This window comes from Streptomyces sp. NBC_01298 (assembly GCF_035978755.1).
In the GTDB taxonomy this organism is placed as follows: domain Bacteria; phylum Actinomycetota; class Actinomycetes; order Streptomycetales; family Streptomycetaceae; genus Streptomyces.
In genome coordinates this window covers 3454338-3467901 of sequence record NZ_CP108414.1, presented here as the reverse complement: position 1 = coordinate 3467901, position 13564 = coordinate 3454338, and the positions used below count along the sequence as shown (strand labels likewise).

Annotated in this window: 8 protein-coding genes; 1 reads left to right on the top strand and 7 read right to left on the bottom strand. The window is 74.0% G+C overall.

Going from position 1 to position 13564, the window contains the following annotated elements; translation table 11 throughout:
* The first annotated feature begins 189 nt into the window (after positions 1-189).
* Entirely contained in the window at positions 190-2751 is a 2562-nt protein-coding gene (locus tag OG730_RS15410; RefSeq protein WP_327309276.1) for a SpoIIE family protein phosphatase, read from the top strand.
* 59 nt (positions 2752-2810) lie between these two features.
* Here the strand turns inward: OG730_RS15410 and OG730_RS15405 are convergent, their stop codons facing one another.
* The 7 genes from OG730_RS15405 to OG730_RS15375 form a co-directional block, all read right to left on the bottom strand.
* Complete coding sequence (locus OG730_RS15405; protein ID WP_327304781.1) at positions 2811-3530, bottom strand: PspA/IM30 family protein; 720 nt, start codon at positions 3528-3530, stop codon at positions 2811-2813.
* Positions 3531-3655: 125 nt separating this feature from the next.
* Positions 3656-5791 (bottom strand): TPM domain-containing protein, encoded by a 2136-nt coding sequence (locus tag OG730_RS15400; RefSeq protein WP_442814928.1) that lies wholly within the window; start codon positions 5789-5791, stop codon positions 3656-3658.
* Positions 5792-5860: 69 nt separating this feature from the next.
* Positions 5861-9286 carry a protein kinase domain-containing protein gene (locus OG730_RS15395; RefSeq protein ID WP_327304780.1) on the bottom strand — a complete coding sequence of 1142 codons (3426 nt, stop codon included), beginning with the start codon at positions 9284-9286 and terminating at the stop codon, positions 5861-5863.
* A gap of 78 nt (positions 9287-9364) precedes the next feature.
* Positions 9365-10138, bottom strand: a complete 774-nt coding sequence (locus tag OG730_RS15390) for a succinate dehydrogenase/fumarate reductase iron-sulfur subunit (RefSeq protein ID WP_327304779.1) — start codon at positions 10136-10138, stop codon at positions 9365-9367.
* A complete protein-coding gene (locus OG730_RS15385; protein WP_327304778.1) occupies positions 10135-12087 on the bottom strand; it encodes a fumarate reductase/succinate dehydrogenase flavoprotein subunit in 1953 nt (650 codons plus the stop codon). The genes OG730_RS15390 and OG730_RS15385 overlap by 4 nt, the downstream gene beginning before the upstream one ends.
* The gene (locus OG730_RS15380; protein WP_327304777.1) at positions 12087-12911 is read right to left on the bottom strand and encodes a succinate dehydrogenase subunit SdhC; all 825 of its coding nucleotides are present in this window, start codon (positions 12909-12911) and stop codon (positions 12087-12089) included. The genes OG730_RS15385 and OG730_RS15380 overlap by 1 nt, the downstream gene beginning before the upstream one ends.
* Before the next feature lie 104 nt (positions 12912-13015).
* A complete protein-coding gene (locus OG730_RS15375) occupies positions 13016-13237 on the bottom strand; it encodes an Rv0250c family protein (RefSeq protein WP_327304776.1) in 222 nt (73 codons plus the stop codon).
* Positions 13238-13564 lie beyond the last annotated feature (327 nt).

Below are 13564 nucleotides of genomic sequence, written 5' to 3'. Positions count from 1 at the left end.
CCGGAAAACAACGGGATCCTTTTGTGATCGCGAAGGCCGTGTCGTAGAGCGCCGTGGTGCTGAATACTTCGCTCATGGCCGGTCCGGTTGCGGTGAGCTGGAGGGGACGGTCGCGTGAGCGAGATACCTGTACAGGCACATCAGGCCCGTGTGCCCGGGGAAGCGTCGGGGGAGACCTGGCGCGACTCCCTGTGGCACAGCAGCCCGCCTGGCTCGATATATGACTACATAAAGGTCGCTTCCTTCTCGATCGGGCCCGACGGGCTGATCGACCAGTGGAGTCTGCGCGCCGAGGAACTCTTCGGGCTGACCGCGGCCGAGGCCGTCGGCCGTGACCCCGTCGACGCCTTCATGCCCCCGGAGCTGCGCGCCGGCGCGCACCGCCGGGTGGCCGAGATCCTCGACGGCAAGGAATGGACCGGCCTGATCCCCTTCCGGATCCCCGGCGGCGATGGTGCGCACGGGGTGGCCGAGATCTATGTGATGCCGACCCAGACCGAAACCGCCGAGCGGGCCGCGCTCTGCGTCGTGGTCGACGTCCGCGCGCTGCGCCGGATCGAATCCGATCTGGCCGCCTCGCAGGCGATTTTCGGTCAATCTCCCTTCGGGTTCCTGCTCTTCGGTACGGACCTCACCGTGCAGCGGGCCAACCGCCGCTTCGCGACCGTCTTCGGCGGCGCCGCCGAGGAGCACCGCGGCCGCACCGTCCACGACTACCTGCCCGCGCACGAGGCCGACCGGATGGCCGAGGCGCTGCGCCGGGTCCTGGAAACCGGCGACTCGGTCAACGACCTCCAGATCACCGGCGCCGCCCCCGGCAGCCGGGACAACCGCCACTGGTCCATCAACCTCTACCGGGTCCACGGCGGTACCGGCCGCCCCATCGGAGTCGCCGGCATCGGCATCGACGTGACCCGCCGCCACCTCGCCGCCCGCGAGGCCGCCGGGGTCCGGCGCAACCTGGCCCTGCTGAACGAGGCCGGACACCGCATCGGCAACTCCCTCGACCTGGAGACCACCGCCCGCGAACTCCTCGACGTCACCGTCCCGGGCTTCTGCGACCTGGCCGCGGTAGACCTCTACCAGGGGCTGCTGCTCGGCGACGACGACCGCCCGGCCCGCCCCCAGGGCCCGGGCGTCCCCAGCCTGCCCGGCTACGGCCCCGGACGCGCCCCCTCGGCGCCGCTGCGCCGGGTGGCCTTCTCCTCGGCCGTGTCGGACGCGCCGCTGTCGGGTCCGGGCGCGCTGGTCTCCGTAGGGGAGGTGCACCGCTACCCGGCCGGCTCGCCGGGGGCCTTCGCCCTGCGGACGGCGCGGCCCCGGCTGGTGGAGGGCGGCGGACCCGAGTCCGGGGACCTCGTACAGTCCACGCTCGTCGTCCCGCTGGTCGCGCACGACACGGTGGTCGGGCTCGCGCAGTTCTCCCGCACCAAGGGCAGCGAGCCCTTCGGCGAACGCGACCGGGCGGTCGCCGTGGAGCTCGCCGCGCGCGCCGCCGTGTGCATCGACAACGCCCGGCTCTACCGGCGCGAACACGAGCGCGCGCTGATACTCCAGCGCAGCCTGCTGCCCCCCGGCGACCCGGAGGCCGCCGGCCTCGACATCGCCTGCCGCTACCTGCCGGGCAACGCCGCCACCGAGGTCGGCGGCGACTGGTTCGACGTCATCGAACTGCCCGGGCACCGTACGGCACTGGTCGTCGGCGACGTCATGGGCCGCGGACTGCGGGCCGCCGTCGCCATGGGCGAACTGCGCACCGCCGTACGGACCCTCGCGCTGCTGGACCTGGAGCCGGCGGAGGTGCTGACCGCGCTCGACGAGATCGCCCGTGGCCTCGGCGCGCCCGGCGGCTCCCAGCAGGCCTCCCGGGCCGCACTGCACTCGCGCGACGCCGACCGCTCCGAGGTGTACCTCGCGACCTGCGTCTACGCCGTCTACGACCCGGTCACCCGCCGCTGCACCATCGCCAACGCCGGCCACATGCCGCCGGTGCTGGTGGAACCGGTCGAGGAGGGCACCGCGCCCCGCCCCGGACTGCTGCTGGAGATCCCGACCGGGATGCCGCTGGGCGTGGGCGGCGAACCCTTCGAGGAGGTCGAGGTCGAACTCCCGGAGGGCGCACTGCTCGCGCTCTACACCGACGGCCTGGTCGAATCCCGGACCCACCCGCTGGAGGAGGGACTGCGCGGCCTGCGCGACGCGCTGGCCGACCCCTCGCGCCCGCTGGAGGAGGTCTGCGACCACGTCCTGAACACCCTGCACACCCGGCACGGCGAGGACGACATCGCGCTGCTGATGGCCCGGGTCCAGGGCCTTCCCGTGGACGCGGTCGGCGACTGGCAGCTCCCGCGCGAGGCCCGCTCGGTGGGCCGGGCCCGCGAGCTGGCCCGGGCGAAGCTGCCCGCGTGGGGCCTGGAGGGACTGCTCGACACCACGGAACTCCTGGTGAGCGAGCTCGTCACGAACGCCCTGCGGTACGGCGAGGGCGAGATCCGGCTGCGCCTCCTGCTGGACCGGACCCTGGTTTGCGAGGTCTGGGACGCCAACCTGGTCCAGCCCCGCCGGCGCCGGGCGCGGGACACCGACGAGGGCGGCCGTGGCCTCCAGCTGGTCGGGCTGCTGTCCGCGGGGTGGGGGACCCGCCGCACCCACCGGGGCAAGACGGTCTGGTTCGAACTCCCGCTCCCGGGCGCGGTGGCGGAATCGGTGGCGGAACTGTCGGCGGAGCAACTGCTGAGCATGTACGGGTGAGGCCCGGCCGGACACGGGTGCGGGCCGCCCCGGTGGGAGCGGCCCGCACGGGGTGACGGTCAGGCGGCCCTGCCGGCCTTCAGGGCGGCCAGCCGGGCCTCGATCTCCGAGGTCTTGCCGAGGTCGTCCAGGGACTCGAACTGCGCGTCCAGGGAGGAGGCGGCCAGCTCCTGCTTGCCCAGGGCCATGGCCTCCTCGCGCCGGACCTTCTCCTCGAAGCGGCCGATGTCGCTGGTCGGGTCGAGCACGTCGATGTTCTTGACCGCGTCCATCATCGTGTTCTGGGCCTGCGCGGTCTTGGCCCGCGAGACCAGCTCGTCGCGCTTCGCCGTCAGCTCCGTCAGCTTGGTCTTCATCGAGTCCAGGCCCGACTTCAGCTTGTCGACCACCTCGGTCTGCGCGGCGATCGTCGGCGCGGCCGTGTTCGCCTCCTTCTCCGACTGCATCTGGCGGCCGAGCGCGACCTTCGCGAGGTTGTCGAACTTGTCGGCGTCGGCCGCCGACCCGGACGTCCGCAGCTCGTCGGCCTTCTTGCTCGCCGCGAGGGCCTTGCCGCCCCATTCCGCGGCCGCGTCCACGTCCTCCTTGTGGTCGGCCTCCAGCATCCGCAGATTGCCGATGGTGGTGGCGACGGCCTGCTCCGCCTCGGAGATGTTGTTCGTGTAGTCGCGGATGAGCTGGTCCAGCATCTTCTGCGGGTCCTCCGCCTGGTCCAGCAGCGAGTTGATGTTGGCCTTGGCGAGCTGGGTGACGCGGCCGAGGATGCTCTGCTTGCTCATGTGCGGTGTCTCCTTGCGGACGGGGAAGCGGGGAAGCGGGGAAGCGGGGGACAGGTGTCGGGGGGAACGAGGGGAAGCTCCCTGGGAAGGGGGTGCCCGCGAGGGCCCGGGAAGCGGTGTGTGCGTCAGAAGCGGCCGCCGCCGCCCATGCGGCCGCGGGTGCCGCCGCCGCCGAAGGAGCCGGGGCCGCGTCCGCCGCCCCCGCCGAAGCCGCCGCCGAAGCCTCCGCCTCCGCCCCCGCCGCCGCCGAAGCCGCCTCCGCCCCGGCCGCCGCCCAGGATCTCGCCGAGGATGATCCCGCCGAGCACCGCGCCGCCCATGCCGCCGCCCTGCTGCCGGCCGCCACCGCCGTACGGGTTCTGGTAGCCCCGTACGTCCTGCTCGGCCAGCTGCTGCGCCTGGCGCGCCAGCGAGTCCGCCTGCTGGGCCTCGGCGAGCGCGCCCGCCGGGTCCGAGTCCGCCAGGGACGTGGACCGCTCCAGGTGGCGCTGGGCCTCCGCCAGCCGGGTGCGGGCCTGGCTGCCGATCGCGCCCCGGCTGGTGGTGATGTAGTCCGTGGCCGCGCCGATCGCGCTGCGGGCCGTCAGCAGGGCCTGGTCGAGCAGGGCCGCGGCGCGCTGGCGGCCCGACTCCCGCTCACGGGCCCCGGCCAGCGCCTCGTCGAGGGCCGCGTCGGCCTCCTCCACGCGGCGCAGCGCGTCCATCGGGTCGTACCGGCCGGCGCTCTGCTCCTGCCGTACGTCGGCCAGCACGGCCTCCGCCCGGCTGATCCGGCCGCGCAGATCGCCGGTCGGGCCCTCGGTGGTGCCGGTCAGCAGCCCGCGCGCGTCGGCGAGGTCCGTGTCCGTCTCGCCCAGTGCGCCCGGCAGCTTCCCGGCCGCCTCCGCCAGCTCCTGCGCGCGCCGCTCCACCGCGTCGACCAGGGTGGCCGCCTGGTCCACGGCGCCCTCGGCCGCCCGGACGTGCACGGCGGCCTTGCCGTTGTCGCCGGAGTCGATCGCGGCGCGGGCCTCGCCGAGGCTGGTCGTCGCGAACAGCAGCCGGTCCTTGGCCTGTTCGGGGTTGGCGGCCACCGGCGCCGCCGCGGAGTCCGCGTACTGGCGGCCGAGCGCCGTCAGGGTGGCCTCCGCCGTGGTCGTACGGCCCGTCAGCGCCCGGAAGTGGGCCTCCACGGTCGCCAGCGCCTGCGGGGCGTTCTTCTCCAGGTCCCGCAGCCGGTCGAAGTCCGCGGTCTCGGCGTCGAGCCGCCGGCTCGCCTCCGTACAGCGGGCCACGATCTCGTCGAGCATCCGGCGGCGGGTGGCGTCGTCCTCCGGGTACGCGTCGTCGAGCTGCTGGCGCAGCCGGAAGGCGGCCGTCAGCTCGCCCTTCCCGAACTCCACCGCCTGCGTGAAGGCCGCCACCGCATCCTCGCCGAACTGGGCGGTGGCGAAACCGAGTTCCTCGGTGCTGGTGCGGATCGCGTCGTCCGTCTCCACCAGCATGGCCTTGGCCTTGGCGTCCAGCTCGGGCAGCGGAACGGGGGCGGGCCCCTGCCCAGGCCAGCCGGTGGTCTTCGAGCCGCCGCCGCTGCCGCCGCCCGCCTGCTTGCGCTTGCGGCGGGTGTACGCGTACGCCCCGAGAGCGCCGGCCGCGCCGACCGCGACCACCGGGAGGACGAAGTCCCCGGCGCCGCTCTCGCCGCTCGCCGCGGCGCCTCCGGGATCCGCCTCGCCGGGGACGATGGCCGGCGCCGGCACGGGCAGCCCGCCCAGGACCGCGTCGTAGCCGTTGGCGGCGCCGATCGCGGCGCCCGCCCAGTCGTTCTGCTTGAGGGCCGGCTCGATGGCGGTCTGCGCGACCGCCGCGAGCTGCGCCTCGGTGAATCCCGAGTCGACATCGGCCGAATAGGCGTACTGCCGGGCCCCGGTGGCGATCGCCAGCAGCACGTCGTTCTGGCCGAGGCCGTTCTTCTGGGCGGTGGCGTCGGCCCAGCTCTGCGCGGACCGGCCGGAGAAGTCGCGCACGTACGTGACGAACAGCTGGACCTTCCGGTCGGCGTAGAGCTTGTCCAGCGCGGCGGTGACCTCGGGCTTGCGGTCGCCCAGGGCGCCCACGCGGTCGGTGATCTGCCCCTGCTGGGACAGCGTGACCGGATCGTCGGCCCGGGCGGCCGGAGCGGCGGCCGTCGCCCAGCCGCCCAGCGCGAGGCCGGCGGCGGCCAGGGCGAGGGCGGCCCGGAGGGATATCGCGGTGGTGGTGCGTCTCTTTGGCGGCGTCACATTTGGGAGCGTATGGGCCGTTTCATACACCCGCACCCGGAGATCGCCGCACGGCCGCCGCCCGCGGACTCACGGCAGGGCGTACGCCGTGAGTTCGGGACGGGACAGGACGAGGCGGTCGCCGACCAGGAGGGTGTCCCCCTGGGCGAGCGCCGGCTCTTCCCACTGGCGGCGGGATTTGCCGGTCGCCGGGTCCAGGACGCTGACGAAGGGGTCCGCGGAGCGGCTCAGGAGGCCGCGCCGGCCGCCCCGCGGAACCTTGACGTACAGGCCGCCCGGGCGCAGCCCCAGCAGGTCGAGGGTGCACACCCGGCCCTCGCGCCGGGTCAGCGCCCGCTGCCAGCGCAGCGCACCGGTCCCGGCGTCGAGCGCGAAGACCAGGTCCGCGCCCTGGTCCGGGCGGTGCGCCGCCGCGTACACCGTGCCCCGTTCGATGAGCAGCCGCTCCGCCGGGGTGCCCAGCGCGAACCGCCACAGCTCCCGGCCGGTGGCCCGGTCCAGGGCCAGGAGCGCGCCCCCGTCCAGCAGGTGCACCGGGCCGCCGGACAGCTGCTGCCCGTGCAGCGCGCGCTCCTCCGGGCGGGCCCGGGGGAAGGACCACACCGGGCGGCCGGTCGGCAGGTGCAGGGCCTGGACCAGCCGGTCGTCCGCCAGCACCAGGCAGTCGCCCACCGCCGCGGGGGAGCGGGTGGCGGAGTCCGGGAGCGTCCGCTGCCACAGGACCTCGCCCGTCTCGGCCCGCAGCGCCGTCAGATCACCGGGCGCACCGAGCACCAGCACCGGCCCGGCGCTGTGCAGCGGCCGCTCCACGGGCAGGTCCCGCCACCACCGCACCCGCCCGTCGCGCGGATCGCGCGCCAGCAGCCGCACCCCCGCCGCGTCGTCCCGCCGGACCTGGACGTACACCGTGGCCGCGTCCGCCTCGCAGGACACCAGCAGCGGCCCGGTCCCCGGCAGCGGCGGAGCGGCCGCGCCCTCGTCGGCGTACGCCGTCCAGAGCGTCGCGCCCGCGTCCACCCGTACGCAGCCCACCTCGGTCCCCTTGCGCCACACCACGCGCGCACCGGCCGCGTACAGGCCGGCCGGCCGGGCGCTCGTGTGCCACGCCCGAGCGCCGGGGGCCGCCGCGCGGCCGCGCGGCACCGTCCCGTCGCGACCGGTGACCGTCGTACCCGCCGGCAGGGGGCTCCCGGCATCGGCGGCGGCCTCCCGCAACCAGGGCACCCCGGCCGTCGCCACGCACTCCCGGGCGATCCGGGCCAGCGAGCGTGCCCGTTCCGCCGCATCGGGCAGATTCCGGGCCCGGCCCGCGCGCTCCCGCGCCACGGCCGGGTCCAGCGGCGGCCGCCCCTCCCGCTCGACGGCGGCCCGCGCCGAGGCCAGCGAGTCCAGGGCGTGGCGGGCCTTTTCGTCGGCGGCCTCCTGCGGGTGGCGGCGCAGCAGGCCGGAGGCCTGGTTCCGCAGCCGCTCCGCCTGTACGAGCCGTCCCTGCTCGGTGTGGTGCGCGGCCTCCTCGCGCAGCCAGGCCGCCCGCTCCTCCAGGAACCGGGGCAGTTCCTCCTCGGCCTGCTCCAGCGCCCGGGACCCGCCCGCCGCGTCCCCGGCCGCCGCGCGGTCTCGGGCCACCTGGCACAGCGCCAGCAGCCGGCCCCCGGCGGAGCCGATCCGCTCGCTCAGCCGCAGGGCCGCCGCCAGATCGTTCGGGGCGACGGCCAGCACCGTGTCGTAGGTGGCGGCCCCGCGCAGCCCGGCGTCCTGGATCAGCGCGAGGCGCAGTTCGGCCTCGGCGGGGTCGGCCGCCGCGACGGCCGTGGCGATGCGGGCGCCGAGCCGCTTCTCGGCCGGGCTGTCGGCGAAGTGGTCCGCCGCGATCCGCGCGGCCTGCTCCGGCGCCACCCGGGCCAGCTCCTCCGCCACCGCGCGCAGCGGGCCCGACCGGTTGGAGCCGAACACGGTGAACAGCGCCTGCTGCGCGTCGGTCAGCAGCCGCCGGGCCCGGGCCGGGGCGTGCGCGGAGACGTCCTTGGCCAGCCCGGTCAGCAGTCGGGCCGCCCGAGCCCCGTCGCCCCCGTCGCCGGCCCACGCGGCGGCCTCGGCGTCGGCCAGCAGCCGGCCGGCGAGCCCGCCGTCGAAGCGGGCCGCGGCATCGGCGGCGAGGGCCAGCACCTCGATCCGCGCCGGGGCGCCGGCGGGCAGTGCCCGGAGCGACTCCTCGGCTTCCAGCAGCAGCTCCCGTACGAAGTCCCGTACGGGAACGGGAACGGCCCCGGTGTCCGGCACGGCGGCCGCCGCGGGCCCGCCCCCGGTGCCGGGAGCGGACACGGCACCGGGAGCGGACACGGCACCGGGCGCGGAGGCGGCACCGGGCGTACCCCCGGCACCGGGGGCGGACGCGGATGCGGGCCCGAACCGGCCCCAGGTGTCCGGCGCGGGGATGGACACGGGCCCGAACCCGCCCCCAGTGTCCGGCGCGTACAGGGAGGCCGGCCCGAACCCGCCCCCGGCAGCCCCGTCCGGAGCAGCCCCGTCCGGTACGGCCCCGTCCGGTACGGCCCCCGGAGCAGCCGTACCGCCCGGGGTCTCCGGACCGCCCGGCGCCGCCGAGGCCGCACGCCCGACGGGCACCGCGGACCCCACCACCGACCCCGTCCCGGGACCCGCGCCCGCCCCCGCCCGCAGCAGCGCCCGCAGCCCCGCGGCCACCGCGTCCGCCGACTCCGGCCGGTCCGCCGGGCTCTTCTCCAGCAGCTGCCCCACCAGCCGCTCCACCTCCGGCGGAACCGGCAGGCCGGCCTCCCGCAGCGGGCGCGGCCGGTCCTCGATGTGCCGGCGCATCAGGACGTAGGGGACCTCCGCCTCCCCGAAGGGCGGCTCCCCGCTCAGCAGCGCGTACAGCACGCCCCCCAGCGCGTACAGATCGCACCGGGCGTCCACCCGCTCGCCCCGCCACTGCTCGGGGGCCATGTACGGCGGGCTGCCGAAGATCCGGCCGGTGACCGTCCAGCCGGCCGTGGCGTCCGAGGAGTGCGCGATGCCGAAATCGCAGATCTTCAGCCGGCCCCCGGGCAGCAGGAAGAGGTTGGCCGGCTTCAAGTCCCGGTGGATCACCGAGCGTTCGTGCGCGGCGGCCAGCGCCTCGGCGGTCTGGGCGGCGAGATCCAGCGCGACCGCCACCGGCATCCCGCCCGGAGCCCGGACCAGCGCCGCGCGCAGATCCTCACCGGCGAGCAGCTCCATGACGATGAAGAGCCGCTCGTCCTCCTGCCCCACGTCGTGCACCACGGTGATGCCGGGATGCTGGAGCCGCGCCCCGATGGTGGCCTCGCGCCGGAAGCGGGCGACCGCCTCGTCGGACATGGCCGTCTCCAGGAGCACCTTCACCGCCACGGCCCGGTCCAGTGCCGTGTCGAACGCCCGCCACACCTCGCCGAAGCCGCCCTTGCCGAGCCGCTGTTCGAGGCGGTACCGGCCCGCCAGCTGATCCCCCACCCGCACCGCGAATGCCCCCTGACTTCACGTCAACGACGTTGCTCAGGGGGCATTCTGTCGTGCCAAGTGAACGATTGGGGGCGGCTATCGACCGGAGCGACGCCCGATCTTGCTCCCCAGCCACACGAGCGGGTCGTACTTGCGGTCCACGGCCCGCTCCTTCAGCGGGATCAGGGCGTTGTCGGTGATCTTGATCCCCTCGGGGCAGACCTCCGTGCAGCACTTGGTGATGTTGCAGAGGCCGAGCCCGTGCTCCTCCTGCGCCGTGCGCTTGCGGTCCAGGCCCGCTTCGGCCGCCGCGTCCAGCGGGTGCATGTCCAGCTCCGCCACCCGCATCAGGAAGCGCGGACCGGCGAAGGCGGGCTTGTTCTCCTCGTGGTCGCGCACCACGTGACAGGTGTCCTGGCACAGGAAGCACTCGATGCACTTCCTGAACTCCTGCGAGCGCTCCACGTCGATCTGCTGCATCCGGTACTCGCCGGGAGCCACCCCGGCGGGCGGCACGAACGCGGGCACCTCGCGCGCCTTCTGGTAGTTGAAGGACACGTCCGTCACCAGGTCGCGGACGACCGGAAAGGCCCGCAGCGGGGTCACGGTGATCGTCTCCTCGCGGGAGAAGGTCGACATCCGCGTCATGCACATCAGCCGCGGCCGCCCGTTGACCTCCGCGCTGCACGAACCGCACTTGCCCGCCTTGCAGTTCCACCGCACCGCGAGGTCGGACGCCTGGGTGGCCTGGAGCCGGTGGACGATGTCCAGGACCACTTCCCCGTCGTTCACCTCCACGGTGAAGTCGCGCAGCTCACCGCCCTCCGCGTCGCCCCGCCAGATCCGGAACGCGGCATCGTAGCTACTCACTCGTACAGCTCCTCTTCGGCGAGGTACTTGACCAGCTCTTCCTTCTCGAAGAGCGCGAGCAGGTCCGGTCGGATGGGGTCGGTGCGCACCCGGGTCAGCTCGATCCGGTCCGCGGCCGGGTCGGCGGGAGCGAGGTCTCCATCGGGCACGGTCACCGGCCGGCACAGCAGGTTCACCGGCCGCCAGGACCGCTCCATCGCCGGGCAGTCCTCGCGGGTGTGCCCGCCCCGGCTCTCGGTGCGCTCCAGGGCGGCGCGGGCCACGCACTCGCTGACGAGCAGCATGTTGCGCAGGTCCAGGGCCAGGTGCCAGCCGGGGTTGAACTGCCGGTGCCCCTCGACCCCGGCCCGGGAGGCCCGTACGCGCAGGGCCGCGAGCTTCTCCAGCGCCTGGGCCATCTCGCCCTCCCGGCGGATGATCCCGACGAGGTCGTTCATCGCCGTCTGGAGCTCCTGGTGGAGGGTGTACGGGTTCTCCGCGCCCTCGGCGGCGTGGAAGGGGGCCAGCGCCTCCGAGGCCGCCGCGTCGATCTGCGCCTGGGACACCTCGGGCCGCCCGCCGACGGCCGGGGCGTCCCGCGCCGCGTACTCGGCGGCGTGCAGCCCGGCCCGGCGGCCGAAGACCAGCAGGTCGGACAGGGAGTTCCCGCCCAGCCGGTTCGAGCCGTGCATCCCGCCCGCGACCTCACCGGCGGCGAACAGGCCCGGTACCCCGAGGGTGGCGGCCGTGTCGGACTCGACCGCGATGCCGCCCATCACGTAGTGGCAGGTCGGGCCGACCTCCATCGGCTCGGCGGTGATGTCCACGTCCGCCAGCTCCTTGAACTGGTGGTACATCGACGGGAGCCGCCGCTTGATCTTCTCGGCCGGCATCCGGGTGGACACGTCCAGGAACACCCCGCCGTGCGGGGACCCGCGCCCGGCCTTGACCTCGGAGTTGATGGCCCGGGCCACCTCGTCGCGGGGGAGCAGCTCGGGCGGGCGCCGGTTGTGGTCCGGGTCCTCGTACCAGCGGTCGCCCTCCTCCTCGGACTGGGCGTACTTCTCCTTGAACACGTCCGGGATGTAATCGAACATGAACCGCTTGCCCTCGCTGTTGCGCAGCACCCCGCCGTCGCCGCGCACCGACTCGGTGACGAGGATGCCCTTGACCGAGGGCGGCCAGACCATACCGGTCGGGTGGAACTGCACGAACTCCATGTTCAGCAGCGGGGCTCCGGCGAGCAGCGCCAGCGCGTGGCCGTCGCCCGTGTACTCCCACGAGTTGGACGTGGTCTTGAAGGACTTCCCGATCCCGCCCGTGGCCAGCACCACCGCCGGGGCCTCCAGGACGAAGAACCGCCCGGTCTCGCGCTCGTAGCAGAAGGTCCCGGAGACCCTCGAGTCCGCGGCGGAGCCGCTATCGGGCTCGGTCTTCAAGATCCTCGTGACCGTGCACTCCTGGAAGACCTTGAGCCGGGCCTCGTAGTCCCCGTACTCCTTGAAGTCCTCCTGCTGGAGCTGGACGATCTTCTGCTGGAGGGTGCGGATCAGCTCCAGCCCGGTCCGGTCGCCGACGTGCGCGAGCCGCGGGTACTCGTGCCCGCCGAAGTTGCGCTGCGATATCTTCCCGTCGGGCGTGCGGTCGAAGAGCGCGCCCCAGGTCTCCAGCTCCCAGACCCGGTCCGGCGCCTCCTTGGCGTGCAGCTCCGCCATCCGCCACTGGTTCAGGAACTTGCCTCCGCGCATCGTGTCGCGGAAGTGCACCTGCCAGTTGTCGCCCTCGTTGACGTTGCCCATGGAGGCGGCGATCCCGCCCTCCGCCATCACGGTGTGGGCCTTGCCGAAGAGGGATTTGCAGATCACGGCCGTACGGGCGCCCCGCTCGCGCGCCTCGATCGCGGCCCGCAGCCCGGCACCGCCGGCCCCGACGACGACCACGTCCCACTGCTGCCGTTCCACTTGGGTCACTAGAAGATCCTCGGGTCGGTGAAGGCGCCGCTGGCCAGCAGGTACACGTAGAAGTCGCACAGGGCGACGCTGATCAGCGAGGCCCACGCCAGCTGCATGTGACGGGTGTTGAGACGGCTGATCCAGCCCCACAGGCGGTAGCGCACCGGGTGCTTGGAGAAGTGCTTCAGGCGGCCGCCCATGATGTGCCGGCAGGAGTGGCAGGACAGGGTGTACGCCCAGATCAGCCCGATGTTGACGACGAACAGCAGCGTCCCGAGGCCCATGTGGCCCCACTCGTACTGCTCGTTTCGGAAGGTCAGCACGGTGTCGTAGGTGAGGATGCCCGCCACCGGCAGGGCCGCGTAGAAGAAGTACCGGTGCATGTTCTGGAAGATCAGCGGGAAGCGCGTCTCACCGCTGTACGAGGCGTGCGGCTCGGCGACGGCGCAGGCGGGCGGCGAGGCCCAGAAGCCCCGGTAGTAGGCCTTGCGATAGTAGTAGCAGGTCAGCCGGAAGCCGAGCGGGAAGACCAGGATCAGCAGCGCGGGGGACAGGCCCCACCAGCTGCCGAAGAGGTCGAGGTTCGGGCCGCCGCGCATGTCCGCGCAGTTCTCCGCGAGGCACGGGGAGTAGAACGGGGAGACGTACGGCGCCGCGTAGTAGTCGGCGTTGGCGAAGGCCCGCCAGGTCGAGTAGACGATGAAGGCGAGCAGCCCGGCCGCGGTGCCGGCGGGCGAGAGCCACCACCGGTCGGTCCGCAGGTGCCGGGCCGGTATCGCGGCCCGCGAGGCGTCGTGGACGCCGCCGGGCCGCTGTGGCGATGGTTGGGTGCCTGTGGCCAAGAGGGACTCCGGGTGGAGTGATGAGGGGTGCCCCGGGGGACCCGGCCGCCGTCGCTGCGGGTGACCGGGTCCGGTGGGGCGGTGGGGTGTGCGGGAGGCGCGCGTCAGGGGGCGCGGCGGTCGCGGGCTCCGAGACCTTCGTCGTCGGCGTCCGTCCACAGCGTGCTGTCGTACGGGGTGTCCGGGACGCTGATCATCGCGCCCTCCCCGGGAGGCCGGGAGGCGGCCGGTGCCTGCCGGGCGACATCCCGTTCCAGCTGTTCCACGGAGCGGACCAGCTCGTTCAGGTTGCGCCGTACGGCGGTCAAATCATCTTGCAGGGACATGACTTGCCCTCACTTCCGCTGGGTGCGGTGGCAACGCTCATGTGCGCCTGCGAGTGTCGCGCCTCACATCCCCCGTTGTGAAGGGACGTGCAGCGATTGCGGGCGCGCGGTCGCGAACCGTGCGCCCCTCCCGCCCCCGTTCTCGTCCCTCTTACGGGCGAACGCCGACCCGGAAAGCAAGCCGGATTGGTCCGCACGGGTGGGGTTCGCGGCGTGGCGAGGGTCGGCTGCGGTGGGTGCGGCGGGGTGTCGATTTCAGTGGGTTTCGGCAACCAGTGTGATCAGCTCCATATACCGCCGAACGTGATCAAAACATCCCCTTTCACG

Excerpts from the sequence above, each read along its gene's own strand:
- OG730_RS15375 (WP_327304776.1), bottom strand. The coding sequence starts at position 13,237 with ATGTCCCTGCAAGATGATTTGACCGCCGTACGGCGCAACCTGAACGAG.
- OG730_RS15405 (WP_327304781.1), bottom strand. The coding sequence starts at position 3,530 with ATGAGCAAGCAGAGCATCCTCGGCCGCGTCACCCAGCTCGCCAAGGCC.